Raw genomic sequence first — 25,876 nt, forward strand, 5'->3', positions numbered from 1 at the left:
GCCATCCCCGCCTCCCCCTTCAGATCGGTCTTAGAGAATCGCAGATTCCCCTTTGCGCAAAGCCCTCGCAAGCGGGATAGGGAGCAGGCCGCCTTTGCGGCCGCAATCCAATCTCATTACGCGCTAGGCGATCGCGACGATCTCCAACTCCTGATCGCCGGCGCCTGCGACGTCGCCCACGGCCTTGCCCATCAGCGACCTCGCCACCGGCGAGACAAAGGAAATCGAGCCTGCCTTGGGATCGGCTTCGTCCTCGCCGACAATGCGATAGGTCTGCACCCGCCCATCGGCGCGGCTGAACGTCACCGTGCTGCCGAAGGCGACGATTTCGGTGGAAGCAGGATCAGGCACGACCTGCGCGGTGCGGAGCCGCTCCGTGAGATAGCGCACGTCGCGTAGCGGAACCGCCGACTGCCGCCGCCGTTCGTTGACGTCGTCCAGCTGTTGCGCGGCCTCAAAGGCCTCGCGCGCCGCCTGGAGCTCACGCTCCAGCGCCTTGCGTCCGGCTTCGGTCACCAGGTTGGGATGCGGCGAAATGGGACGGTCCGGCAACAGCGTTTCGGCCGCCGTCTCGGCACTTTCTTCCTTGGTGAAGGCAACGCTCAATCCGGAACTCCATCGATGAGGCCAGCAGCATAGCCCCGCCCCACGCGCCCCGCTAATGCGCGAAGGGATTAGGCGGAATCTAATGCGAGGCAGGCTGCTCGGCTTTGCTCCGTCTGCCAAAGCGGTTCTTTACACCCTCGCGCCAGCCCTGGAAGGTGACAAAGAGCATCGGCACCAGGAAGATGCCGACCGAGCTTGCGGCGAGCATGCCACCGAACACCGCGGTGCCGACCGCACGGCGGCTGATTTCCGCAGCGCCGGTCGCGACCACCAGCGGCACCAGGCCGAGGATGAAGGCGATCGAGGTCATCATGACCGCGCGGAAGCGCATTTGCGCGCCCATCGTCGCGGCTTCCGCGATCGGCCTGCCGGCCTCGCGCTGCTCCTTGGCGAACTCGACGATCAGGATGCCGTTCTTGGCGGCGAGCGCGATCAGCACCACGAGGCCGATCTGGCCGTAGAGATCGAGATTCAGACCCGCAAGCTTGATCGCAAGATAGGAACCGAACACGCCGACCGTGACCGACAGCAGCACGGGAATCGGGATCGTCCAGCTCTCATACAGCGCCACCAGGAACAGATAGGCGAACAGCACCGCGAGCCCGAGGATGATGCCGGTCTGGCCGGAGGCGGCCTGCTCCTGATAGGCGGTGCCGGTCCATTCATAGGAATAGCCGGAAGGCAGCGTCGATTTGGAGAGGTCGGCCATCGTCGCGATCGCGGTGCCCGAGGACACGCCTGGCGCCGGGCTGCCGTTCACGGTGACCGAACGATAATTGTTGTAGCGGGTGATCACCTGCGGGCCGGTCACGATCCGCAAGGACGCGATCGAGCGGATCGGCACCATCTCGCCGCCGCTGTTGCGCACATAGATCTGCCATATATCGGGGATGTCGCGGCGGTTGGCCGCGTCGCCCTGCACATTGACCTGCCAGGTGCGGCCAAACAGGTTGAAATTGTTGACGTAGATGCCGCCGAGCGTGGCCTGCAGCGCGGTGAAAACGTCGGCCATGTTGAGGCCGAGCGCCTGCGCCTTGGCGCGATCGATATCGAGAAAAACCGATGGATTGGTCGCGGTGAAGGTCGAGAACACGCGGGCCAGATTTGGATTTCGGTTCGCTGCGCCGATCAGCCCGCCCATCACGCTGCTGAGCGAAGCCGGATCCTGCCCTTCCAGCGCTTCCAGCTGATATTCGAAGCCGCCGGAGGTCGAAAGCCCGATGATCGGCGGCAGGTTGAATGGCAGCACCGAGGCCTGACGGATCTGAGATCCCCCGACGAAGGTCTGCCCGATCGCCGCCTGCACCGAGTCGGTGACGGCCTTGCGATCGGCGAACGCCTTCATGCGCGCCACCATGAAGGCCGAATTCGGCTCGCTGGCACCGTCGAGCAGCGAGAAACCGATGATCGACAGCACATGGTCGATCGCCGGATTCTTCTTCAACAGCGCCTCGACCTGCTTGGTGACCTCGCTGGTGCGCGCCACCGATGCGCCGTCGGGCAATTGCACCGCGATGAAGAAGGCGCCCTGGTCCTCCTCGGGCAGGAAGCCGGTCGGCGTGATCTTCGACACGCCGAACACCGCGCCGGCAAACACCAGCACCGCGACCAGCGAGAGCACAGCCACACGAACCAGCCGTTGCACCACGCCGGCGTAGCGATCGCGCACCCAGTCGATGCTGCCGAGCACCCGCCCCATGATGCCGCGGCGCGGTCCGCCGTGGCGCAGGAACACGGCGCACAGCGCCGGCGACAACGTCAGCGCATTCAGCGCCGAGATCACCATCGCGGCGCTGATCGTCACCGCGAACTGGCGGAACAGCGTGCCGGAAATGCCCGGGATGAACGCGATCGGCACGAACACCGAGAGCAGCACCAGCGAGATCGCGATGATCGGCGCGGTGATCTGCGCCATCGCCTTCTTGGTGGCGTCGGTCGGCGACAGCTCCGGCTCCTCCTCCATGACGCGCTCGACGTTCTCGACCACGACGATGGCGTCGTCGACCACGATGCCGATCGCAAGCACCATCGCCAGCAGCGACACCGTGTTGGCGGAATAGCCGAGCGCCAGCAGCACCGCGAAGGCGCCGATCAGGCTGACCGGAACCGCGACCGCCGGGATCACCGTGGCGCGCAGATTGCCGAGGAACAGGAACACCACGATCACGACGAGCACGAAGGCCTCGCCGAGCGTCTTCATCACCTCCTTGATCGTATCGGACACGAAGGTGGTGGAGTCGTACTGCACGAGATAGGTCAGCCCCGGCGGAAACCGCTCCGACAGCCGCGCAAGCGTGGCCTGCACCGCCTTGGCCGTGGTCACGGCATTGGCACCGGGCGCGAGATAGATGCCCATCGGCACGCCGGGATTGCCGTCGATCCGCGACTCCGAATCCATGTTCTGCGCACCGATCTCGACGCGAGCAACGTCCCTGATCCGCAGCACCGATCCATCCGGATTGGCCCGCAACACGATGTCGCCGAACTGCTTGGATGTCGTCAGGCGGCCCTGCGTCTGCACATTGAACTGGAACTGCTGGTCATTGCTGATCGGACGTGCGCCGATGCGGCCGACCGGCGCCTGCACGCTTTGGGCCCGGATCGCAGCGATCACGTCCGACGGCGCCAGATTGAGGCTGGTCAGGCGCTGGGTGTCGAACCAGATCCGCATCGAATAGTTCAGCTTCGCGAACAGCGAGGCCTGTCCGACGCCCTGCGTGCGCGAGATCGCATCCAGCACGTTGATGATGGCGTAGTTGGTGATGAACAGCGGGTCCTGCTCGCCGCTCTTGCTGTACAGCACGATGAATTGCAGCACCGCCGAAGATTTCTTCTGCACGGTCAGGCCCTGCGCCTGCACCTCGGTCGGCAATTGCGCGAGCGCGCTCTGCACGCGGTTGTTGACGTTGACGGTGTTGATATCGGGATCGGTGCCGAGCGCGAAGGAGACCGTCAGCGTGTAGCTGCCGTCATTGCCGCTGGTCGACTTCATGTAGAGCATCTTGTCGACGCCCACGACCTGCGCTTCCAGCGGCTGGGCGACGCTCGATTCCACCACTTCAGCCGATGCGCCGGGGAACACAGCGGAGACCGTGACCTGCGGCGGCACGATGTCCGGGAACTGGGCGACCGGAATCTGCATCAGCGCCAGCGCGCCCGCGATCGTGATCACGAACGCGATGACGATCGCAAGCCGCGGACGATCGACGAAGACAGCGGAAATCATGGGTTATTGCCCGTCGATTTCGGCGTGCTGCTGGCGCCGCCGTCCGCCGAAACTTTCATGCTCGACTGGATCAGCGCGCTAACAGGCCCCGGCGCCACCACCTCGCCCGGCTTGACCTTCTGCAATCCCTCGACGACCACCTTGTCGCCCAGCGAGATGCCGCTCGTCACCGCCGCAATCGTTGCGGTCGATTGCCCAAGCTGGATCCGCCGTTGCTCGGCCTTGTTGTCCGCGCCGACGACATAGACATATTCACCCTGCTGGTCCGACAGCACCGCCGAACGCGGGATCGCCAGCACCTCGACCGGCTGCACGCCTTCGAGGAGAACGGTCACAAACTCATTGTCGGTCAGCTCGCGGACCGAGCCGCCGGCTGCGACGGAGGTGTAGGTTGACGGGTTGGGGATGACGCCGCGCAGGGAGATGGTGTCGGTATTCTGCGCGATCGTGTTGTTGACGAAATTCAGCTCACCCGTCTTCTCGTAGAGCCGGCCGTCCGTCAACCGCAGGCGGATGACGACGGCCTTGAAGCCGCCGCGCGTCGCATAGCGGTCGCGCAGATCGAGCGCCTCGCGCACCGGCACGGGAAAGGTGACATACATCGGGTCCTGACTGACGATGGTCGTCAGGGTTCCCGAGCTCGGCGTCACGACGTTACCCTCGGTCACCGCGGTGCGTCCGATCCTGCCGTCGATCGGCGAGTGGATCATGGTGTAGTCGAGATTGATCTGGGACAGGTCGACCTGCGCCTGCGCGGCCTGCACCTGCGCCTCGAGGCTCTGCTGGTTGGCGACCGCCGCATCAACATTGGATTGCTGGCCGGCCGGACCGCCCATCAGGGCCTTGGCGCGGTCGGTGGTCAGCTTGGCGTTGACCAGCGTCGCCTGCAATTGGGCCACCTGTGCCTTCTTCGATGCAAGATCGGCCTCGAACGGTCCGCGCTCGAGTTGATACAGGAGATCGCCGGCCTTGACTTCGGAGCCTTCGACGAAGTTCCGCTTCTCCAGGAATGCCGTGACGCGCGCCACCACATTGACGCGGTTGGGGGCCTCGATGCGTCCGAGAAATTCACTGGTTTCGGTGACCGGCCGCTTCACCGCCTCGAACACGCCCACGGCAGGAGGCCCGGGCGGCCCCGCCTGCGCATGGGCCGCTGATACTCCCGCCGCCACCAATCCCGCCGATACGAGAAGCCCTGCCAAACGACCGCGCATGCGTTCCGTATCACTCATGCAGTCCAACCCTTCGGCTACCAACAGACGCTACGAGACGGATATGACGTCGAGTTCCCTCAGACCCGAAGGTCAGGATGGGCAGGTGCGTTGCAGCAGATCATAACGCGGCCGATCCGACAATCCTGCAACTCGACCGCGATCGTTGCGCCGATCCCGACGACAGCCAGCTTTCAAGAGCGCTGCAATGCCACCATGACACAGCCATTGCGGCCGCACGGGCCGGCTCAGTGCATGCCGCCGGCGCCGAAAGCTCCCGTCAATGTGATCCACGCGAGCGCACCCTCGGTACGGTCGCGGTCAGGCTGCCGCTCACAGCGCGATGGCGTTCTTCAAGCGAGCGGTGTCTTGATAGGCAGGCGACGCCAGATGTTCGGATAGCCATGGCCGCGCGCGCTTGCCGCTGACCTCGTGCGCGCCATCGAAGACGTCCATGTCGATCAAATGTGGATGGCCTGACGATGCGTAGATCGACTGCATTTGCGAAAACTTCTCATCGCGTCCAAGTTCCACGGCGTTTGCACCGTCACGGCTCCCGATCTCGACGAACAGCGGGCACGGGCAGAGCAGGTACGCCAGCTCTGCGCCGGTGTACTTGGCGCGGCCGTTGCTGAAATGAATGTAAGCCGCAAGTTCGACGCCGAGATTCTTGCTGATCACGGGCGACGTCAGAAACCTCCTCTCGTCGCGCATATATCCGGAGACGACGGTCGGCCGCATCCGCCCCGTAGCGGCTTCCAGATGGAGCGCGAGAAAGGCGCCCCAGGACACCCCGTAGACGCCGACGTTCAAACCCGACGCGCCGGTGAGCTTCCGGCAGACGATTTCGCCGGCGTCGAGCGATGCGCATGACACGTTGTGGGCGGAGACACCGTGGGATGCCAGCATCGCGGCGATGTTGTTCTGGCTCTCCTGATTTCCGATCTGGACGATGTAAGGACACCAGACGACATAGCCGTCCCGACATAGCCGTTTGCCGAGCGCGTTCATGTAGTCCTTGTCGGCATCGTCGAAGCAGCGCTCCGGTGTGCTCGCCATGCCGTGGCCGAGCAGGATCAATCCCTTGAATTCTCCGTCGGGAATTCCAAGACATCCGCGCACCGGCACGCCGCATTCCAGATCGAACTCGACCTTCACGACCGAGAATCCATCCGCGGGCGCGCGCCAGAGAACCCGGATCTCGTCGTGCGACGGCCGATAAAGCCGCCGCGCCCGGAACAGAGATCGCATCTCTCCGCGAATCTCCGAACCGGTTGCGACCGCATGCAGCCTGCCGCTTGCCGCGATATCGAACAACGACCGGCAGAACTGATCGTAGCCGAGGGTCGGCAAGTCGACATTCGCGCATGATCCCTGGCAATGGCCCAGCGCCAGCCCGTCGTTGCCGGCCCGCGACGAGGGGCCGACCAGCGTCATCAACAATCCGGAAAGCGCCCTGCGGCTGATCATCGACTCTCCCCGAGCCGACGATGGCTCGCATGAATGTCAGAGGTGGTTGCCCAAAGCGCGATGAGGCCAGGTTTGAATCGTCATCGCGCTTGAGGCCGCTCCCCAGGCATGATCTTTTCGGAAAACCGCTTCGCACTTTTCCGGATCATGCCGTAGCTGGCGCTACGGATCGCGCGGACACAAATTAAAGGATGTTCATGCTCGAACGATCGCGTGCAGCGTTGCAAATGTGTGACGCCGGCAGGTTTGGCGCAGCGTCGATCCACACCAATCAGGTTTCGGGATGCTTCGGAATATTTCCGCCTGTCACGCCGCTTCGATTTCGCCACACGCGGCGATGATCGTCAGGCCTTGATTATCGAGTCTTCATCAAGTCTCTATCAAATCTTGGGGCCGCCCCGCCGACCTGGCATCGGGCTTCGCCTTCGTTGTCCGGGCGCCGGCGGCCGCGCGCCGGGTCGCAGCCGACCGAGCGAGGCCCCACGCCCCCGCCCGAAAATCGCGAAGAAGAGCGGCAAAAACGTCGTAATTTCCCCTGATGCGCGTGAACGCGCACCGGAATAACCCGGACTCGTGGCTCGGGCTGAATTGCTTTACGCAATATTTCCGGGGTCGCCGGGTTTATCTATTGGGCAACAACGGTTTTTGGGATGACCGATGGCGAACGACCTGCACGAGCATCTGATTGAACTGGCCTATGAGGCCGCGGTCGTCCCCGAATTGTGGCCGAATGTCCTGCATCAGGTCGGTGCGATCGCGCGTGCGCGCGGTATCGTGCTGCTGACAGCGGCCCCACACGACGTCCGCTGGGTCGCGTCGCCCGACATGCACGACGACACGGTGGCCTATGTCGAAGGCGGCTGGCACGAGCGCAACGGGCGATTGCCGCGCCTGCTCGCGGCCAACCACGCCGGCTTCCTGCGCGACATCGACGTGTTCGATACGCCCGAGGAGGTGCAGCAGGATTTCCAGATCCGCGAATTCTTCCGCCCGCGCGGGCTCGGATGGGGCGCCGGTACTGCGATCCCGGTGCCGAGCGGCGACGTGCTGATCTACAGCGTCGAGCGCGAATACCAGCACGGACCGATCGAGCGGGAAGCAATCGAGCAGCTCGACGCACTGCGGCCGCATCTGGCGCGTGCCGCGCTGCTGTCGGCGCGGCTCGGGATGGAGCGCGCCAGGGCGGCAACCGAATCGCTGGCGATGCTCGGCCTGCCCGCGGCAGTGCTGCGGCGCGGCGGCCGTCTGATGGCGGCCAACACGCTGTTCGACCGCCTGGTGCCCGACGTGATGCAGGATCGCGGCGAGCGCCTGACGTTGGCGGCGACCACCGCCGACGCGCTGTTCGCCCAGGCGCTGGCCGCGCTTGATCAGGGACTGATCGGCGTGGAGGTGCGCTCGGTACCGATCGCGGCGCAGGAGGATCGCCTGCCGCTGATCGTGCATCTGGTCCCGATCCATGGCGCGGCGCGTGACCTGTTCGACCGCGCGGCGGCGATCGTGATCGTGACGCCGGTGGTGCCGGCCGAGGTGCCGACCGCGGAAGTGCTTCAGGGTCTGTTCGACCTGACGCCGGCGGAGGCGCGCGTTGCGCGCGGCATTGGCGAAGGACGCACCGTCGAGGCAATCGCCGGCGCATTCGGCATCTCCCGCGAAACGGTGCGCAACCAGCTCAAGGCGGTGCTGGCCAAGACCGGACTCGGCCGGCAGGTGGAGCTGGCCGGACTGCTCGCCGGCGCGAAGGTGCCGCCGGGGTCGTCAGGAGACTAGCGCACGCGGCGCACGGCCTCGGACTCATGCCGCGCTCAGGCGGGCCTGGAAGAAGCCGGCAACACGGCTGACCGCGTCAGCGGTCATCGGATCATTGTCCGCGAAATCGAAACCGTGCGCCTTGCCCGGATATCGGACGATCTCCGCTTCGGCGCCGACCGACTTGCCGAGCCCGACAAGCGCCTCACCCTTGGCGAGCGGCACGTTGCGGTCCGCCTCGCCGTGCAACTCGATCATCGGCGGCAGGTGCTTGACCTCAGGCGCAATCTTGTCGGGCATGCCGCCATACAGCACGGCCAGCGCGGCCACTCGCGCGTCGCGGGCCGCCGCAGTCGCGGCAACGTAGCCGCCGAGCGAGAAGCCGAGCAGTCCGATCCGGCCGCGGGGACGTCGCAAAAGGATCGCATGTTCAAACGGCACCGGTTACGCTAGGGGTAGCTCCCCTCCCTCCGCGCCCGCTCCGGCGCATGTCCAGTCAATGAGTGCATCTGAATGGCCGAAGCCGACCTCGACGCCGTCATCCGGCAAACCGCAAGAGCGCAGACCAAGGCCGTGATGGCGGCTGCCAAGAAACGTCAGGCCGTCTGGGTCGCGCGCGCGGCCAAGGCCAAGGACAAGGAGGCCAAGGCGCGCTTCCACTTCCTGGCCAAGAGCACGATGCTGAACGCAACCGCGACCGCCAAGCGGTTGCAGAATTCGGCCGAGAACGCCGCCGACGCCTATGCCCGCGCCATGAAGAAGGCGATGGAAGAGCCGCCGCCGGCCAAGAAGCCCGCGAAGAAGAAAGCCGACGGCTAGTCGATGCCGCGTTACGTCGCCCTGTTGCGCGCGGTCAATGTCGGCGGCACCGGCAAGCTGCCGATGACCGAGTTGAAGGCGATGTGCATCGATGAAGGATTTGCCGACGCGCAGACCTATATCGCCAGTGGCAATGTCGTGCTCTCCTCGAAGCTCGGCGCGGCCAAGATCAAGGCCGCGCTGGAGCGGCGGCTGCAGGCCTATGCCGGCAAGCCGGTCGGCGTTGTCGTCCGCAGCGCGGACGAGATCGCCGCGGTGCTGAAGGCCAATCCGTTTCCGAAGGCGCCGCCGAACCATACTGTCGCGATCTTCCTCGACGAGCCACCGCCGAAGGACGCCTTGAAGAACATCAAGGGCCGGCAGGACGAAGAGGTGCGGCTCGGCAAGCGCGAGATCTATGTCGCCTATGGCAGCGGCATGGGCCGCTCGAAACTGAAGATCCCCGCCGCCGCCAAGGGCACCGCGCGCAACATCAACACCATCGCGAAGCTCGCCGAGCTGGCGGCGGGTGAGTGAGCAATCAGCCCCATTCGCCTCGTGAACCGTCATCCTGAGGAGCGCGCACTTGCGCGCGTCTCGAAGGATCGACGGCCCGGCTGGTGGCCGATTCATCCTTCGAGGCTCGCTCCGCTCGCGCCTCCAGCGACAAAGGCGAAGCCTTTGCGCGGGGATGACGGTCAAGCAGTCTGACAGCTAGCTCTCCCGCACCGCGAATCCTTCGGCGCTGAGCCTTGCCAGCACGTCCTCCAGATGCGCGCGGTCGCGGGTTTCGATCACGAGCTCGAGCAGCGTCGCCTTTGCCGGAAGATCGGAGAAGGTGCGCTGATGCGAGACCTCGATGATGTTGGCGCCGGCGTCGGCAAGCAGGATCGACACCGCCGCGAGCTGTCCAGGCCGGTCGACGATGTCGAGCGCCAGCTGCGTCAGCCGTCCCTCGCGCGCGAGCTCGCGGGTCAGGACCGAAGCGATCAGCCTGGTGTCGATATTGCCGCCTGTCAGCACCAGGCCGACATTGCGGCCGGCAAAGCGCGCCGGTGCCGCGAGCACGGCGGCGAGGCCGGCGGCGCCGGCGCCTTCGACCACCGTCTTTTCGATCGAGATCAGGGTCGCGACCGCGCGCTCGATCTGGTCCTCGCTGACCAGGATGATGTCGTCGACGAGCTGGCGGACGATTTTCGTGGTGATCTGCCCGGGCGCCTTGACCGCAATGCCCTCGGCGAGCGTGTCGCCGCGCATCGGCAGCTGCTCGCCTTTGACCGTATTGTACATTGACGGATAGAGCTGGGCCTGCACGCCGACGACCTGGATCGACGGCTTCAGCGCCTTCGCGGCGGTGGCGATGCCCGAGATCAGCCCGCCGCCGCCGATCGGCACCACGAGGATATCGAGCTCCGGCACCGCCGCGAGCATTTCAAGTCCGATCGTGCCCTGGCCGGCGATGATCAGCGGATCGTCATAGGGATGGATCAGGATCAGGCCCTTCTGCACGGCATGCGAACCGACGAACGCGAAGCATTCTTCCAGCGTCTGCCCGGTGATGATGACCTCGGCGCCGTGCCGCCTGGTGTTCTCGATCTTCACCATTGGCGTGCCGATCGGCATCACGATGGTGGCGGGGATGCCGAGCCGCTTGGCGTGATAGGCCACGCCCTGGGCGTGATTGCCGGCCGACATCGCGATCACGCCGCGCTGGCGTTCCTCGGGCGACAGCGCCTGCAGGCGATTCAGCGCGCCGCGCTCCTTGAAGGTCGCCGTGAATTGCAGGTTTTCGAACTTGAGGAACAGGCGGCAGCCGCAGATCTCGCCCAGCGTGCGGCTCTCATTGCAGGCCGTGACCATGACCGCATCCCGGATCACATCCGCGGCACGGCGTATGTCGGCAAGGGTGATGGCGGCGGTATGGGCAGGCTGCGGCATCGGGTTTCGCTTTGGTCCGTTTCGTCAGACGGAACCTAGCGGGTTTCGGTGCCGAAAACGACCGCGCAGAGCATAATCCGGAAAAGTGCGAAGCGGTTTTCCGGAAAGACCACGCTTAAACAACGAGCTAGAGCTCGATGACGATTCAACCCGATCTCGTCGCGCTTCAGCGTGCGGTCAGCACCCGTTCTTCTGGCCTCGCCGGCCCGGCCAGCTGAACCTCATCGCATTTTGGGCATATCAGCGCAGTGCGGAAATGCTTGTCGAGCACAATGGTTCGCGTCCTGCCGCACTGGCAGCGCATCGGCTTATCCATGGAAAACCGGCCCGGGTTCGAGATGCAGGGAAAGCGTGCGCCTAGCTACCTCGGTCCGGTTAACCCAATATGACCTGCCGCCGGAGAATTTGTCGCGCGGTCTTTTTTGAGCAAGATCTGTTCGGAAAACCGCTTCGCACTTTTCCGGACCATGCTTCAGAAGAAGCCGGCGCTGAGATCGAGGCCGTAGCTTGCCCTGAGCGCCGCGACGAACAGGGCCGCGGCGGCAAACAGCAGGACATGCCGGGCGATGCTGCTTCGAAGCGAATTGGCCGGAAACGCGCGTGCGATCGATTGAGCCAAAGCAGCCATCTGCGACCTCCGGAGCCTCGTCCCGAAGGTAGGTCGCGTGCAGCGCAGTGAGGTTCAATGCGGCTCGCGGATCGGCCGGCGGCGTGCCAACGTGCTCTGTTCGGGAGCACGCTGTGGCCGCACCCGGCTTTTGAAGCGGTGACCGACCACGATCAGCTTGACCTCGGCGCGGATCGCGGCCTCGGCCGCTGGCGCGGACGGCAGATTGTCTTGCGTGACCGCCTCCAGCGCGCGCAGGAACTCGCGACCGGCCGATGTGATCTCCCAGCCTTCGACGTCACGGAGCACATAGCCGTGGCTAAAGATATCGAGTTCGGGGACCCGCGATGCCAGACGTTTGATCCGCGCATGCCAATCGTCGCCGCTCGATGAGAGGATTGCGAGGTCGTGCTTGAGTGAATTGAGGGTGGCTCTGCCGCCGAAATGACTGGCCAATATTTTTAAGATCGCAACCTGTATGCTCAACTCGACGCCTCGACCGCCACGGTTCTTTTTGTTCTGCGCAGCCGACCTGGAAATTATCGCGCTGATGACTCAGGCGTCCAGTCATCAGCGCCAGTTATCCAGAACCCGGCAAGACGGTATCGACTTACGCTACGCGTGATGTGCCGACGCGGCGCTCGGGCCGGTGCGACGACATCGATTCCTCCTCCATATCCTGCGGCGCGCCCCAAAATTCCTGCACCGTCGGTCCGTGCTTCAGTCTTTTGTCGCGCAGGAAGCCGAGAATTTCGTGCGGCCAGACCCGGCGGCCCATCCGCGTGTACCAGCGCATCGCGTGACGAAGTCCGGCGTCGCGGTGAAGCAGCACGCGGAGCAGCGCCTTCGGGCGGCATTGCAGCACCATCTCGGTGAACTTGAACCAGAGCAGCACGCGCCATGGCGGCATGTGCCGGGTCGCCAGCACCTGATGCTTGTAGTCCCAGAGCCTACGATCGGTCTGGATGACGCGCCGCTCCGCCGCGAGACGGAAATACGGCGTCCAGCGATGCGGCGTGACGTAGAGCATCTGGATCTGATCGGGATCATAGGACAACAGCTGCCTGAGACCGCGCCAATGATCGCGATCGGTCTCCTCCTCGAAGCCGACCACCCAGGTCGCCATCGACAGGATGCCGTGCCGGCGCATCAAACGGATGGCCTCGCGATCGATCGTGGTGGTCGCGCCCTTGCGGATCAGCTCCAGCGTCTTCTCGTCAGTGTTTTCCATGCCGAGCAGGAAGCGCTGCCAGCCCGCCTTCTTGTAGAGATGCAGGATGTCGGCATCGCGCACGATGTCGTCGGCGCGGGTCGAGCCGACCAGGATCAGATCGACATCCTCCGCGATCAAGGCCTCGAGAAAAGTCCGCCATGCCTTCTTCGAGACGGTCGGGTTCTCGTCGGCGAAATTGATCACTTTGACCCCGTGCTCGCGATGGAGCCGCGCCAGCTCCTTCGCAAACCGCACGGGATCGCGGTGCCGCCATCGCGTCCAGAAGCCGCGCTGGCCACAGTAATTGCAGAGATGCGGACAGCCGCGCGAGAATTGCACGACGACGGCGCGCAGGCCGCCCCAATAGCTGTAACGCGCGTGATCGATCAATTCCCAGCCGACGCGATAGGCATCGAGGTCACGGATAACAGGCGCAGGCGGCGTCACGCGCGGCCCATAATCGTCGCGGAATGCGATGCCGTTGATGATGCGGAGATCCTCGCCGGCCTCCAGCGGCCGCATCAGGCGCCGCGCGGTCTCTTCGCCCTCGCCGCGCACGATCGCGGTGACATAGCGCTCCTCGCGCAGGATGTCGCGCCAGTGATAGGTCGGAAACACGCCGCCATAGACGATCCGGACACCGGGCACGGCCTTGACGATCGCCTGCGCCACCTCGGTGATAACAGGATGGCCCGACGTCGAGCCGGAATGACCGAACAGCACCGCATCCGGTGCAAATCTCGATGCCTCCGCCACGATGGCTTCGACCGGCATCGGCCCGAACTCGGCATCGATAAGACCGACGTCGTGGCCGTCATCGATCAGCGGCCCGCCGATCGACAGCAGCCCGAGTGGCGGCAGATGGTCGTCGGGGATCCGGCTGCCGATCGCCGGATGCGGCACGTTGATGAGAAGAATGCGCATGGATGATCGCTCCCGCTTTGGTTGGCGTGATCGTTCGTCCCCGCATCTTGTGAGAGAAGGAGCCCAACCCCCCGGCCGGGCTTTAGGAAGAGAGCAGTTGGCGCGGCTTGACGCGCTAGAGGTTCGGCACCTCCGCCGGCGCGATCGCGGTCAGTCCACCGAAGCGGCGCTCGCGGCGATGGAAGGAGCCGAGTGCGTCAGCGAGATCGTCGGCATCGAATTCCGGCCACATCCGCTCGGTGAAATGCAGCTCGGCATAAGCGCCCTCCCAGAGCAGGAAGTCCGACAGCCGCTTCTCGCCCGAGGTGCGGATGATCAGGTCGACGTCGCGCAGGCCGGCCTCGCCGGTGATGAGATCGGCGAAAGTTTCGCGGCTCAGCTCGCCGGCGCCGGCCGCGCGTGCGGCGGCGTTCAGGATGGCGTCGCGCGCCGAATAATCGATCGCGATGCGCAGATGCAGCGTGGTACCGCCGGCGGTCTCGGCCTCCGCGCGCGTGATCGCGGCGGCGATGCCGTCGGGCAGCCGGTCGCGGCGGCCGATCACGGTGAGGCGAACGCCGTTGCGCACGAGCGCGGCGATCTCGTTGGCGAGATAGAACCGCAGCAGCCCCATCAGCGCCGCGACCTCGGCCTTCGGACGGCGCCAATTGTCGCTCGAGAAGGCGTAGAGCGTCAGCGTGCCGACGCTCTGGTCCGGTGCGGCCTCGACGATGCGGCGGATCGCCTCGACGCCGGCCTCGTGTCCGCGCAGGCGCGACAGGCCGCGCCGCGTCGCCCAGCGGCCATTGCCATCCATGATGATGCCGACATGGAGCCTGAAGGCGGCTTCCGGCTTGAGCGCGACGTTACTTTGCATCACAAAGTCTCCAGACAAAAATGGGATGGTTCAAACCGGCTGGATACCGAGGCGGCCAGCTGCGCCGTCGTCCTTGCCGGCGGCCTTTTCAGACTTGCCGGCAGCCCTCTCGGCCGTGCCGGCGGCCTTGGCCGCGTCACGCACCAGCTGCTCGAGCACGGCGAGATAGTCGAGGAAGCGGCGGCGACCGCTCTTGGTCAGGCGGCAGGTGGTGTGCGGACGATTGCCTTCATAGCCCTTGATGACGTCGACGAGACCGGCCTCCTGCAACACCTGCAGGTGCCGGCTGAGATTGCCGTCGGTCAGGCCGCAGAGCTGCTTGAGATCGGCAAAGGCGAGCCCCTTCGGATGCGCCATCAGCGAGGTCAGCAGGCCGAGCCGCGCCTTCTCGTGGATGACGCGGTCGAGGCCGTCATAGGCGAACGGCGCGGTGGTCAGGTCAGTCTTCGGCATCATGGCCTCCGGAAGCGAAATAGAGCAGCGCTGCGAGCAGCAACTGGCCGATCGCGAATGGCAGTCCCATGGTCCAGGGCGACAGCGCGTGGCTCTGGCTTGCGATCAAGAGCACCGTGAAGCCCGACAGGAAATACCAGGCGCCGCCGAGCGCAATCGTGCGCGGCAGCAGGCGGACCGAGGCGAATACGCCGAGGCTGACCAGCACCTGCCACAGGCCGGGCAGCATCCACAGCGTCTCGGGCGCGAACTTCCATTGCAGGACAGCGAGCAGCACGCCGGCGATAACAGCTGGAACGAACTGCTCGATCGCCTGCTGAACCATCGCGTCCGCAAGGCCGGAATGATGCCGGCGCGAGCGCGCCTGCATCTCGATCCAGATCAGCACGGCGGAAACTAACGCGGCCGCCGCCCAGCCTGCGAGGAATGCGATCGGATGAGCGGTGGGATCGGCGAGCCAAAGATATTGCGCGAGCGCCGTGATGAGCGCGATGCCGCTGGTGGCGGCGACGGTCGCCGGACCGTAGCCGCGAAACGCCGTTCCGGCCGCAATCTGGCTGCGGATCGCGAGGATATCGGCCAACGCCTTGTCGAGGTCACGCATGATTCGCCCGAACTTTGTATTGCAAAGTATACGGGATCACCAAGTAAACGCAAGCGGCATCGCGTCGCTTGCCGAGCGTGATGTTTAACAGCCGGTTACTGTGCGGATTGCGGCGAAACCGTGCCGCTTCAGACCTTCACGAGGCTAGCAAAGCCGCCATAGATCATCCGCTTGGCGTCGAACGGCACATCGCCCGTGCCCATCGACGCCAGGCGCGGATCGGCCATCACCTTGGCGTTGATCCTGTCGCGCTGGGCGCGCGACTTGTAGGTGATCCAGGCGAACACGACGGTTTCGCCGGCCTTCAGTTTCACGCTCTGCGGAAATGAGGTCAGCTTGCCCGGCTTGACGTCGTCGGCGACCCATTCGCGATAATCCAGCGCGCCATACTCGCGCCAGACCTTGCCGGCCTTCTTCGAGAGCTGCGCATAGGCTTTGAGTTTCTTCTTCGGCACGGCGACGATGAATCCATCGACGTAAGGCATTGGGCAGTTTCCTGCGGTTCTATTGTCATTCCGGGGCACGCGAAGCGTGAACCCGGAATCTCGAGATCCCGGGTTCGATGCTTCGCATCGCCCCGGGATGACGAACGCCAACGCTACGCGTCAGCGTTCGTCAGCTGTGACAGCAGGATGCCTGAACCGGCGCCGGTTGGTACTGGTCACGTAGCCGCACCCAATCCATCGGATAGGGCAATCCTTCCTCGTGGCGGCCGAGCGGCGTCAGGTCGAGATATTGATAGGCGGCATTCATCATGTCGAGGCCGCGCGCAAAGGTCGAGTAGGTGTGGAACACGCTTCCCTGCTCGTCGCGACAGAACACGCTGATGCCGGGCAGTTCGGGACCGTAGAGCGGGGTCGTTCCATAATTGTACTTCGCGGTCCCCGCATCGATCTGCGCTTGCGTGAACGAGACGCCGTAGTCGTAGTTGAAGTCGTTCTCTCCCGAGGAGACCCAGTCGAAGGTCCAGCCCATCCGCGCCTTGAATGCGCCGAGCTTGGCGAGCGGCGCCCGCGAGATCGCGATCATCGTGGTGTCGCGCGCAGCCAGATGCGGAACCATGCGCTCGAAGCCGTCGACCCAGAACGAGCAGCTCTTGCACGCTGCGTCCCACTCCGGCGCGAACATCACATGCTGCACCACGAGTTGGGGCCTGCCCCTGAAGAGATCGCCGAGCGTCATTTTGCCGCCAGGGCCGTCGAACACATAGTCCTTGTCGACCTTGACCCAGGGCAGTTCCCGGCGCTGCCGGCTGAGCGCTTCGCGGGCCTGGGTCAACTCCTTCTCGCCGATCATCAGCGCCTTGCGGGCTGCGATCCATTCCTCGCGCGAGACGATCTTGTGCTGTTGCATGGGATGCTCCTTTGCAGATCAGGCGTCGACAAAGCTTTCCAGATTGCCGAGGAATGCGGTCCAGCCGCGCTGGTGGTTGTCGCGGGCGGTCTCATCGAAGAACTGCGCGTGATGGAAGGTGAGCAGCGTACCGCCGGCATCGGGCTTGATCGATATCGTCACCTCGGATTCGCGTTCGGGCGTCGAATGCCAAGCCCAACTGAACACCAGCTTCTCGTTCGGCACCACCTCACGATAGACGCCGCCGACCTCGTGATACTCGCCGTTCGTGCCGATGAATCCGATGCGATAGCGTCCGCCGACGCGGACATCGAGCTCCGCGCGCGTCGTGGCCGGCTTGACCCCACCCGGTCCGAACCACTGCGCTAGATTTTCCGGCTCGGTCCACGCGGCGTAGACTTTTTCCGGCCGCGCGCGGAGCCGCCGCGTGAGGGTGAGGCTTGGGCGCGCGGCGAGGCCGGCGTCGGCGGCGACTGCGGATTTGTTTGCCATGGTTCTTCCTCCACAAAAGCGGCAAGGCGGTCGAGGTTGTCGGACCAGAATTGCGCATAGCGATTGAGCCAGTTCATCGCCTGCTCCATCGGCCGCGCGGTGAGCCGGCACGCCACCGTGCGGCCGGTCTTTTCGCGCGCGACGAGACCCGCATCGGTGAGCACGTCGAGATGCTTCATGATCGCGGGCAACGACATCGCGAACGGCTGCGCCAGCTCGCTCACCGACAGGCTGTCCTGCTCGCCGAGCCGCGCCAGCAGCGCGCGGCGGGTGGGATCGGAAAGCGCGGCAAAGGTGCGGTCCAGCGTCTCGTCCTGATACTTAACCATGTGGTTTAGTATAGACGCAAACGGCGCGACGTCAAGCGCGCGACTTCACGATCGCGTCAGGACGTGGCCCGGCGCGGGGACGAACGTCAGGAACGGTGGCGACAGACCGCTTTGCGGGAATGCCGCAACGCTAGTCGGGATAAACGGTCCGGTGCCGGCGCTGATAGCGGCCCGGCGGTGGCGGCGGCGGTTCGCTGAACAGGAAGCGCGGATTCTCGCCGCAATAGAGATAGCGGCCGGACACGCTCGCGAGACATTGCTCGTAGGTTCGGTAAGCGCATTCGCCGGGATAGCCCAGGCTCGGGCCCTGCGCACACCATGGGTAGTCATACGGATCGGCGGAAGCGGGCGTGATACTCGCCGCGCCGGCGAGCGTCACCGTTCCCAGAACAAGCATTGCCAATCCCGATGCGCGCATGATCCGGCTCCTCGGATGCCGCAGTTAGCAAGATGCGGCATCCTTTGTAAGGTTCCTGAACGTCATTTTATTCCGCGTCAAGGCCGACGAATTTGGCCTCGGCCAAGGACCGGCTGTACCGCGCGGGCCACATTGGTCCCGCGCGATCCAGCATCGCACCTCTTGCGAAGCCTACTCGACCTTGAGGCCGGCGAACTCGACCACCTTCTTCCACTTGTCGGTCTCGGCCTTGATGTCGTTGCCGAAGGCTTCCGGCGTCTGGATCAGCGGATCGCCGCCGAGCTCGACCAGGCGCTTCTTCATGTCGGGTTCAGCGAGCACGGCGTTGATCTCGGTGTTGAGCTTGGCGATAACTTCCTTCGGCATGTTCTTCGGCGCGCCCATGCCAAACAGCGCGCTCGCCTCGTAGCCCTTCACGGTTTCGGCGACCGACGGAACATCGGGCAGTTGCGAGGATCGCTCCGTTGACGTCACGGCCAGCGCGCGCAACGCGCCGGAGCGGATGTGCTGGATGATCGAGGGCATGTTGTCGAAGATCACCTGCACCTGGCCGCCGAGCATGTCGGTGATCGCGGGCGCGGCGCCGCGATACGGCACGTGCTGCATCTTGCAGCCGGTCATCGCCATGAACATCTCGCCGGAGAGATGCACCGAGGTGCCATTGCCGGAAGAGGCCATGTTCACCTTGCCGGGATTGGCCTTCACATATTCGATGAACTCGGCGACGGTCTTGGCCGGCACGTCCTTGTTGACGGTCATCACGTTCGGCACGCGATTGAATGAAGCAACCGGCGCGACATCGCGCACGAAGTTGAACTTCAGATTGGCGTAGAGCGAGGCGTTGATGTAATTGGCCGGATTGACCAGCAGCACGGTGTAGCCGTCCGGCTCGGCGTTGATCGCCGCCTCGGTGCCGATATTGTTGCCGGCGCCCGGCTTGTTCTCGATCACGAATTGCTGCCCGAGCCTCTCCGACAGCCGCTGCCCGACCAGGCGCGCGATGATGTCGGTGGCGCCGCCCGGCGGATAACCCACGATCCAGCGCACCGGCCGCGCCGGATAGTCGGCAGCGGAAGCGCGGCCGATCGCGAATGTCGAAATCCCCGACCCGATCAGGCCCAGCGCGGTACGGCGTGAAATCATGAAGTTTCTCCCAATCCAGCAGGGTTTGGCGCCCTGCCCGTTTCTGTTGCGTTGCGTGCGGCGCGGTTTTAACAAACAATGCCTGAAGCGGCCAGTGCGACACGTGCGCCGTCGACCGCGACGAAAGACTAAGCTTCGGCTCTGATCGCACCAGAACCGGCGACCACATCGCTCGAAAGCACTCTGGACCGAAGAGGATCGATCATGTCCGTCAAGGTGAATGGGCTCGACCATCTCGTGATCAACGTCACCGATGTCGTGCGCTCGGTTGCCTGGTACAGCAGGATCCTCGGCATGGAGGTGAAGGTGTTCGACCCCGGCAAGGGCAAGACACCGCGCACCTCGCTGGTGTTCGGCAACCAGAAGATCAATGTGCGGCCGCGCGATGCCGACAAGGTGGACTGGTTCACCGCTGATCACGAGGCGGCCGGCAGCGACGATCTCTGCTTCCTCACCTCGAGCACGCCCGAGGAAGTGGTCGCGCATCTGAAAGCCAATGGCGTCAGGATCGAGGAAGGCCCGGTGGCCAAGCAGGGTGCGCGCGGCACGCTGCGCTCGGTCTATTGCCGCGACCCCGACGGCAGCCTGATCGAGATCTCGTCGTACGAGAAGAACGCGACCTAGCTCTCGTTCGTCCTTGCGAAGCGGCGCGGCGTGCGAATGCGCGCCCGATGACGGATGCCGCGAATAAATCGATCTCTTCCGCGCGGCGGAACAGATTGCTTCAACGCAAAACCGCTTTGCAAATCCCGATTTGCTCTCGGCGCACACCGATGGCAGAACTGCTCCCAACCAAGACCAATGGCGGCCGACAAGGCTGCGCGGGAGGACATATGAGCAATTCAAAAGCAATGCCGGGCGTCGTGGGACCGTTTGCGGGACTCGACGTGCCATGGCTGCTCAAAATGCGCGCCGAGGTGCGCCGCGATCATCCATTCCTGATCTGGGCGCCGTTCGACGCGCCGGCACGGCGCTGGAGCTACGGCGAATTCCATGAGCGCGTCGGCGCGCTCGCTGCGGGTCTCGCGAAGCGCGGCATCCGGCAGGGTGACTATGTCCTGATCCATCTCGACAATTGCATCGAGGCGATCATGTCGTGGTTTGCCTGCGTCGAGCTCGGCGCCATCGCCGTCACCACCAACACCCGTTCGGCCGCCGCCGAGATCGAATATTTTGCGGGCCATTGCGGCGCGGTCGCCGCGATCACCCAGCCGGCCTATGCCGAACTGATATCAGCCAACTGCAAGAGCCTGCGCTGGATCGCGGTGACCGCGCACGACGCCGGGCAAGCGCCGGCGCAGCCGCCCGCGCGCGGCGACAGTTTCGACGCGCTGTTTGCCGACAGTGCCGACCGGCCGCATCGCCCGACCGATCCGCTCGCGCCCTGCAGCGTGCAATACACCTCCGGCACCACGTCGCGGCCGAAGGCGGTGCTGTGGACCCACGCCAACGCGCTGTGGGGCGCCAAGATCAACGCCGCGCATCAGGACCTGCACGCCTTTGACGTGCACCAGACCTACCTGCCGCTGTTCCACACCAACGCGCTGGCCTATTCGTTGCTGGCGAGCCTGTGGGTTGGAGCGACCTGTGTGATCCAACCGCGCTTCTCGGCGAGCCGCTTCTGGCCGGTGGCACTCGAGCACGGCGCGACCTGGACCTCGACGATCCCGTTCTGCATGAAGGCGCTGCTGGAACACGAGGTGCCGAAGAACCACAAGTTTCGGCTCTGGGGCACCGCCGTGAACGAGCCGCCGGCGTTCAACGTGTTCGGCATCAAGATCATCGGCTGGTGGGGCATGACCGAGACCATCACCCACGGCATCATCGGCGAGGTCGATCAACCCAACACGCCGATGTCGATCGGCCGTGCCGCGCCCGAATACGAAATCCGCATCACCAATGACGACGGCACGCGGACCGGCGTCGGCGAGACCGGCAACCTCCTGATCAAGGGCATTCCGGGCCTGTCGCTGTTCGCCGAATATCTGCACAACGAGACGGCCACGCGCGAGAGCTTCGACGAGCACGGCTATTTCATCACCGGCGACCGCGTCACGATGCTGGAGCGCGGCTACATCAAGTTCGGCGATCGCTCCAAGGACATGCTGAAGGTCGGCGGCGAGAATGTCGCGGCATCCGAGATCGAACAGGTGATCGCGGTGGTGCCGGGCGTGCGCGAAGCCGCTGTCGTGGCGAAGAGGCATCCGATGCTGGACGAGATCCCGGTCGTCTTCATCATCCCGCAGGCAGGCGTCGCCAAGCTGCCGGCCGATTTGCACGACAACGTCATGACCGCCTGCCGCTCTGGGCTCGCAGACTTCAAGGTGCCCCGCGACATCCGCTTCGTCGACGAAATGCCGCGCTCGACGCTGGAGAAGGTCGCGAAGGCGGAACTGCGGAAGATGCTCGAGTGACGTGGCCCAGGCCGCGTCAATTCACCTCGAACCGGATCGGCAGCTTCTTCGGGCCGCTGACAAAATAGGCCTGCGTCATCTTCACCTCGCCGTCGAGCGATAGCGACTTCAGACGCGGCAGCAGCTCCTCGAACAGGATGCGCATCTCGAGCTTGGCCAGATACTGGCCGAGGCAGAGATGCGCGCCATAGCCGAACGCGACGTGGCGATTGGGCTTGCGATCGCTGCGGAAGCGATCGGGGTCCTCGAACACCTCCTCGTCGCGATTGCCCGAGGCGTAACACAGCATCAGCCAATCGCCCTTGGCGATCTTGCGGCCGCCGAGCTCGGTATCCGCGGTGGCCGAGCGCATGAAATGCTTGACCGGCGTCATCCAGCGGATCGACTCGTCGACCAGGCCCGGGATCAATTCCGGATTGGCCTTCACCTTGGCGAACTCCGCGGGATCCCTGGCCAGCGCCCAGATCGCGCCGGCGGTCGATGATGAGGTGGTGTCGTGGCCCGCGGTCGCGACGATCATGTAGTAGCTGGTCTGGTCGTGCTCCGGCATGTAGTCGCCGCCGATCTTCGCATTGGCGATGACGGTGGCGAGATCGTCGCGCGGGTGCTGGCGGCGATCCTCGGTGATCTTGCGGAAGTAGGCGGAGAAGTCGGCGATGATCGCCTGCAGCATCGCGGAGACCTGCTCCGCGCTGAGCGCGTCGCGGACGCGCGCGGTGTCGGGATCCTGCGGGCCGAACAGTTCCTGCGTCAGCTTGAGCATGCGCGGCTCGTCCGCCTCGGGCACGCCGAGGATCTCCATGATGACGTGCAGGGGATAGCCGAGCGCGACGTCCTCGACGAAGTCGCAGGCGCCGCCCCTCGCGAGCATGCGCTGCACCGTGGCGCGCGCGATCTCGCGGACGCGGGCCTCGAACTTGCCGAGATTGGCCGGCATGAACCAGCCTTGCGTCAGCGCGCGATATTTCGGGTGATCGGGCGCGTCCATCTGCACCAGCGAGCGCACCAGATTGGGCCCGCCGGTGATCTTGCGAACGCGCTCCTCGAGCGCCTGCGTCGTCAGCGTGGTCGGCCGGTCGGCGTTGTGGAACAGCTCGTTCTGCCGGCTGATCGCCTGGATATGGGCGTGCTTGGTCACCACCCAGAACGGATCGAACTTCTCGGGCCGCGCGATGCCGAGCGGGTTGTTGGTGCGCAGCCATCGATAGCTGTCGTGGATGCGGTCGTCCGCATAGGCGACGGGATCGACAAGGGTTGCCGCGATGTCGGCGGGGATGTCGAAATCCCCGGTCGTTGCCGTATCCATGATCGTCCTCACCCGTCGGAGCACCGGTCATGCCGATGATCACCGGAATCTAGGCGGAGGTAAGGAGAACGACTTGCGTTGATTGGCTAGCGCAGACTAGGTCATTCCGGGATGGTCCGAAGGACCAGACTCAGATGCGCAATTGCGCATCGGGGAATCTCGAGATTCCGGGTTCGATGCTCACGCATCGCCCCGGAATGACATCCGCTCAATAATGCCCGAACGCCACCGGGCGGAACGCCTGCAGCAATTGCTGGTCGAGCTTGCCGCCCATCTCCTCCATCATGGAGAACGCCTTGGCGTGGGTGAACTGCAGCCGGTAGGCGCGCTTCTCGACCAAAGCGGCATAGACGTCGACGATCGTGGTGACGCGGACGATGTCGCTGATCTGGTTGCCGCTGAGGCCGTTCGGATAGCCGGTGCCGTCGAGGAATTCGTGGTGGTGCAGGATCACGTCGAGCATTTCCGGCGGGAAGCCGCCCTGCGCGGACAGCGCCTCGTAGCCGCGGCGCGGATGCTCGCGCATCTCGGCCATTTCCTCGACCGTCAATGCGCCGGGCTTGTCGAGCAGCGCGACCGGAACGAAGGCCTTGCCGACGTCGTGCAGCAGCGCGGCGCGGGCGAGCCGGCGCTGATCGTCCTCACGCATGCCGAGATGCTGCGCGAACGCAACCGCGAAACCGGTCACGAACAGGCAGTGGCGATAGGTCTCCTGGTGATGGCAGCCGACCGTGGTCAGCCATTCGCGCAGCGAGTTGTGCTTGATCGCCTTGAGGATCTTGTTTTCGGCGGCGACGATGTCCTCGAACTTGAGCGGCTCGCCGGCGCGCATCCGCTCGAACATCTTGACCATCACGCCGTGCGCGGCTTCGACGCCGCGGTTGAGCGCCTTGCCGCGATCGGTCTCGTCATAACCACTGTCGTCGGGGAACGCGGCGCGGATGCGCTGCAGGATGCCGCGCGCATCGAACGGCCGCGAGATCGTGTCGGTGGCGCCGAGCGCCCAGGCCTGCATCGAGGCGTGATGCAAGGCATCCGCCAGCACGAACAGCCGCGGCATCTCGCGATAGGCGTCGGCCTGCAGCTTGGCGCGGACGAGCTGCACGGCTTCGGGCGAGCGCAGGTTGATGTCGACGACGATGCCGGAGAGATCGCGGGCCGGCTGCTCGGGAATGTCGGAGGTCGGAACGGTATCGACCTCGCCCACCGAGCGCAAAATGCTCGCGAGCTCGTTGCTCTGATCGCTTCGATCTGACGCCAGCAGGAGGCGGCGCTTCGAAGTCTGGTTGTTGGCTAAGGCAGTCATGGCATCCCCGTCGCGGTAACGACCGACGCCGGGACGCTACCTGACGATGCGTTCCCTCCGGCTTAATGGGGATGCTGAACGGCGCTTAAGCGCAATGGATACAATTTGAGGGATCGCCGAATCCGCCAGCAAAATCAGGCCGGCCGAAAATCAATGCAGATGCGAGCGTCGGCGGCGAATCATGAATTTTTGCGGCTTCGAGGATGTTGATGCCGTCACCGCCCGGCCGACGCGCGGAGCAAAGGAAAACGCCGGCGAGCTCGTGCTCTCCGGCGTTCTTGTTCGTTCAGGTCGTTACGCCTTCATCGCCGCCTTGACGGCTTCCGCCGTGATCGGCAGGCCGCGGACGCGGGCACCGACCGCGTTGAAGACGGCGTTGCCGATCGCCGGCGCCACCACCGTCACTGCGGGCTCGCCGACGCCGGTCGCCTTCTCGCCATTGGCGATGACGTTGACCGCGACTTCCGGCAGCTGGCTCATCCGAAGCGGCGTGTAGCTGTCGAAGTTGGTCTGCTCGATGCCGCCGTCCTTCAACGTCGCCTTCTCGAACAGCGCCAGCGACATGCCCCACAGCGCCGCGCCCTCGACCTGGGCGCGGATGCCGTCGGGATTCACCTGCGTACCGACGTCGGTCGCAACCGTCAGCTTCTTCACCGTCACCTCGCCCGACGGGGCGACAGCGACGTGGGCGACGCAGGCGGTCCAGCTCGCCGTGGCGCGCTCCTGCGACGACACGCAGGCGACCCCCATGCCTTCGCCCTTGGGCAGCTGCTTGGTGCCGTAGCCGGCAAGGCCCATCGCAGCGAGCAAGGTGTTGCGGAGACGCTGCGCGCCGCCGTCATTCTTGCCCTTGCCGTCGAGCAACGAGATGCGCAGCTGCGCCGGGTCCTTGCCGGTCGCATGCGCGATCTCGTCGATCATGCTTTCGACCGCCCAGAACGTCCAGCCCGGCGCCACCGAGCGGAGCTGACCCGACGGGGTGGCGTTGTGCGCCATCTCGTTCTTGATCGCCCGCACATAGTGGTTGGGCACGGTGTAGAAGAAGTCCGCTCCGTTCACGGTGAAGGAGTCGAGCGGGCCTTTCTTGTCGACCGACGGTGTCAGGAAATCGGGGATTCCCCAACGCGCGGTCGGCCAGGCCGAGACCACGTCGTGGCTCATCGCGACGATCTTGCCGTCGCCGTCCATGCCGGCCTTCACCTTCTGGTAGGTCAGCGGACGCGAGAAATCCATCGTCATGTCGTTCTCGCGCGTGTAGATGACCTTGACCGGCTTGCCGACGGCCTTCGCCGCCTGCACCGCGGGGACCATCATGTCGGCGTCGAGACGCCGGCCGAAGCCGCCGCCCAGCCACATCTGGTGCATCACCACGAACTTCGGATCGATCCCGGCGGCGCCGGCCGCAATCGCGCCGGAGCGCGTCGCGAACTGGTTGCCGGAATAGATGTGCAGGATGTCGC

25 protein-coding genes and 1 pseudogene are annotated in these 25,876 nt (G+C 64.8%); 5 read left to right on the forward strand and 21 right to left on the reverse strand.

Annotated features, from left to right (window positions below):
- Nucleotides 1–123: 123 nt before the first annotated feature.
- The 4 genes from greA to PMN64_RS31490 all read right to left on the reverse strand — a co-directional run bounded on the left by greA (nucleotide 124) and on the right by PMN64_RS31490 (nucleotide 6,513).
- Nucleotides 124–606 (reverse strand): transcription elongation factor GreA, encoded by a 483-nt coding sequence (greA, locus tag PMN64_RS31475; RefSeq protein WP_411783495.1) that lies wholly within the window; start codon nucleotides 604–606, stop codon nucleotides 124–126.
- A 79-nt stretch (nucleotides 607–685) separates the two neighbouring features.
- Nucleotides 686–3,832, reverse strand: coding sequence for an efflux RND transporter permease subunit (locus PMN64_RS31480; protein ID WP_411783496.1), 3,147 nt, complete (start codon nucleotides 3,830–3,832; stop codon nucleotides 686–688).
- Nucleotides 3,829–5,064, reverse strand: coding sequence for an efflux RND transporter periplasmic adaptor subunit (locus PMN64_RS31485; RefSeq protein ID WP_411783497.1), 1,236 nt, complete (start codon nucleotides 5,062–5,064; stop codon nucleotides 3,829–3,831). Before PMN64_RS31485 ends, PMN64_RS31480 begins: the two co-directional genes overlap by 4 nt.
- Nucleotides 5,065–5,376: 312 nt before the next feature.
- Entirely contained in the window at nucleotides 5,377–6,513 is a 1,137-nt protein-coding gene (locus PMN64_RS31490; RefSeq protein ID WP_411783498.1) for a hypothetical protein, read from the reverse strand.
- Nucleotides 6,514–7,170: 657 nt separating this feature from the next.
- Here PMN64_RS31490 and PMN64_RS31495 point away from each other — a divergent pair.
- Nucleotides 7,171–8,283: a helix-turn-helix transcriptional regulator gene (locus tag PMN64_RS31495; RefSeq protein ID WP_411783499.1), complete on the forward strand. Its 1,113-nt coding sequence runs from the start codon at nucleotides 7,171–7,173 to the stop codon at nucleotides 8,281–8,283.
- Between the two features lie 24 nt (nucleotides 8,284–8,307).
- Here the strand turns inward: PMN64_RS31495 and PMN64_RS31500 are convergent, their stop codons facing one another.
- Nucleotides 8,308–8,679 (reverse strand): dienelactone hydrolase family protein, encoded by a 372-nt coding sequence (locus tag PMN64_RS31500; RefSeq protein WP_411783500.1) that lies wholly within the window; start codon nucleotides 8,677–8,679, stop codon nucleotides 8,308–8,310.
- A gap of 96 nt (nucleotides 8,680–8,775) precedes the next feature.
- Between PMN64_RS31500 and PMN64_RS31505 the strand changes: the two genes are divergently transcribed.
- Nucleotides 8,776–9,081, forward strand: a complete 306-nt coding sequence (locus tag PMN64_RS31505) for a hypothetical protein (protein ID WP_411783501.1) — start codon at nucleotides 8,776–8,778, stop codon at nucleotides 9,079–9,081.
- A gap of 3 nt (nucleotides 9,082–9,084) precedes the next feature.
- The gene (locus PMN64_RS31510) at nucleotides 9,085–9,597 is read left to right on the forward strand and encodes a DUF1697 domain-containing protein (protein ID WP_411783502.1); all 513 of its coding nucleotides are present in this window, start codon (nucleotides 9,085–9,087) and stop codon (nucleotides 9,595–9,597) included.
- Nucleotides 9,598–9,774: 177 nt separating this feature from the next.
- Here the strand turns inward: PMN64_RS31510 and PMN64_RS31515 are convergent, their stop codons facing one another.
- The 13 genes and pseudogenes from PMN64_RS31515 to PMN64_RS31575 form a co-directional block, all read right to left on the reverse strand.
- A complete protein-coding gene (locus PMN64_RS31515) occupies nucleotides 9,775–10,998 on the reverse strand; it encodes a threonine ammonia-lyase (RefSeq protein WP_411783503.1) in 1,224 nt (407 codons plus the stop codon).
- A gap of 472 nt (nucleotides 10,999–11,470) precedes the next feature.
- Complete coding sequence (locus PMN64_RS31520) at nucleotides 11,471–11,626, reverse strand: response regulator (protein WP_411783504.1); 156 nt, start codon at nucleotides 11,624–11,626, stop codon at nucleotides 11,471–11,473.
- A 54-nt stretch (nucleotides 11,627–11,680) separates the two neighbouring features.
- A complete protein-coding gene (locus PMN64_RS31525) occupies nucleotides 11,681–12,091 on the reverse strand; it encodes an aminoacyl-tRNA deacylase (RefSeq protein ID WP_411783505.1) in 411 nt (136 codons plus the stop codon).
- A 124-nt stretch (nucleotides 12,092–12,215) separates the two neighbouring features.
- The gene (gene bchE, locus PMN64_RS31530) at nucleotides 12,216–13,742 is read right to left on the reverse strand and encodes a magnesium-protoporphyrin IX monomethyl ester anaerobic oxidative cyclase (protein ID WP_411783506.1); all 1,527 of its coding nucleotides are present in this window, start codon (nucleotides 13,740–13,742) and stop codon (nucleotides 12,216–12,218) included.
- A 115-nt stretch (nucleotides 13,743–13,857) separates the two neighbouring features.
- Nucleotides 13,858–14,598 carry a di-trans,poly-cis-decaprenylcistransferase gene (locus PMN64_RS31535; RefSeq protein WP_411783507.1) on the reverse strand — a complete coding sequence of 247 codons (741 nt, stop codon included), beginning with the start codon at nucleotides 14,596–14,598 and terminating at the stop codon, nucleotides 13,858–13,860.
- 30 nt (nucleotides 14,599–14,628) lie between these two features.
- Complete coding sequence (locus PMN64_RS31540) at nucleotides 14,629–15,051, reverse strand: transcriptional regulator (RefSeq protein ID WP_411783509.1); 423 nt, start codon at nucleotides 15,049–15,051, stop codon at nucleotides 14,629–14,631.
- Complete coding sequence (locus PMN64_RS31545) at nucleotides 15,038–15,655, reverse strand: hypothetical protein (RefSeq protein WP_028341412.1); 618 nt, start codon at nucleotides 15,653–15,655, stop codon at nucleotides 15,038–15,040. Before PMN64_RS31545 ends, PMN64_RS31540 begins: the two co-directional genes overlap by 14 nt.
- A 128-nt stretch (nucleotides 15,656–15,783) precedes the next feature.
- Nucleotides 15,784–16,140 (reverse strand): DUF1428 domain-containing protein, encoded by a 357-nt coding sequence (locus tag PMN64_RS31550; RefSeq protein WP_028341411.1) that lies wholly within the window; start codon nucleotides 16,138–16,140, stop codon nucleotides 15,784–15,786.
- 130 nt (nucleotides 16,141–16,270) lie between these two features.
- Nucleotides 16,271–17,008: a DUF899 domain-containing protein gene (locus tag PMN64_RS31555; RefSeq protein WP_411783510.1), complete on the reverse strand. Its 738-nt coding sequence runs from the start codon at nucleotides 17,006–17,008 to the stop codon at nucleotides 16,271–16,273.
- Nucleotides 17,009–17,026: 18 nt separating this feature from the next.
- Nucleotides 17,027–17,389 (reverse strand): annotated as a pseudogene (locus tag PMN64_RS31560) (SRPBCC family protein); the annotation flags it as partial.
- Complete coding sequence (locus tag PMN64_RS31565) at nucleotides 17,374–17,829, reverse strand: ArsR/SmtB family transcription factor (protein ID WP_304497841.1); 456 nt, start codon at nucleotides 17,827–17,829, stop codon at nucleotides 17,374–17,376. The pseudogene PMN64_RS31560 and the gene PMN64_RS31565, both read right to left, overlap by 16 nt.
- A gap of 130 nt (nucleotides 17,830–17,959) precedes the next feature.
- Nucleotides 17,960–18,247: a DUF3551 domain-containing protein gene (locus tag PMN64_RS31570; RefSeq protein ID WP_028341408.1), complete on the reverse strand. Its 288-nt coding sequence runs from the start codon at nucleotides 18,245–18,247 to the stop codon at nucleotides 17,960–17,962.
- A 171-nt stretch (nucleotides 18,248–18,418) separates the two neighbouring features.
- Nucleotides 18,419–19,390, reverse strand: coding sequence for a Bug family tripartite tricarboxylate transporter substrate binding protein (locus PMN64_RS31575; protein ID WP_016843619.1), 972 nt, complete (start codon nucleotides 19,388–19,390; stop codon nucleotides 18,419–18,421).
- 204 nt (nucleotides 19,391–19,594) lie between these two features.
- Here PMN64_RS31575 and PMN64_RS31580 point away from each other — a divergent pair, with 204 nt between their 5' ends.
- Both PMN64_RS31580 and PMN64_RS31585 read left to right on the forward strand, forming a co-directional pair.
- A complete protein-coding gene (locus tag PMN64_RS31580; RefSeq protein WP_057015344.1) occupies nucleotides 19,595–20,014 on the forward strand; it encodes a VOC family protein in 420 nt (139 codons plus the stop codon).
- A 209-nt stretch (nucleotides 20,015–20,223) separates the two neighbouring features.
- Entirely contained in the window at nucleotides 20,224–21,804 is a 1,581-nt protein-coding gene (locus tag PMN64_RS31585) for an AMP-binding protein (RefSeq protein WP_411783511.1), read from the forward strand.
- A 16-nt stretch (nucleotides 21,805–21,820) separates the two neighbouring features.
- Here the strand turns inward: PMN64_RS31585 and PMN64_RS31590 are convergent, their stop codons facing one another.
- The 3 genes from PMN64_RS31590 to PMN64_RS31600 all read right to left on the reverse strand — a co-directional run.
- Nucleotides 21,821–23,110 carry a cytochrome P450 gene (locus PMN64_RS31590; protein WP_411783512.1) on the reverse strand — a complete coding sequence of 430 codons (1,290 nt, stop codon included), beginning with the start codon at nucleotides 23,108–23,110 and terminating at the stop codon, nucleotides 21,821–21,823.
- 208 nt (nucleotides 23,111–23,318) lie between these two features.
- Nucleotides 23,319–24,416, reverse strand: a complete 1,098-nt coding sequence (locus tag PMN64_RS31595; RefSeq protein ID WP_028341404.1) for an HD-GYP domain-containing protein — start codon at nucleotides 24,414–24,416, stop codon at nucleotides 23,319–23,321.
- Nucleotides 24,417–24,710: 294 nt separating this feature from the next.
- Nucleotides 24,711–25,876: xanthine dehydrogenase family protein molybdopterin-binding subunit (locus PMN64_RS31600; RefSeq protein WP_411783513.1), on the reverse strand; the 1,166-nt coding region annotated here is incomplete at its 5' end.

The sequence above is a fragment of the Bradyrhizobium sp. UFLA01-814 genome (assembly GCF_046718885.1).
Classification (GTDB): Bacteria; Pseudomonadota; Alphaproteobacteria; order Rhizobiales; family Xanthobacteraceae; genus Bradyrhizobium; species Bradyrhizobium elkanii.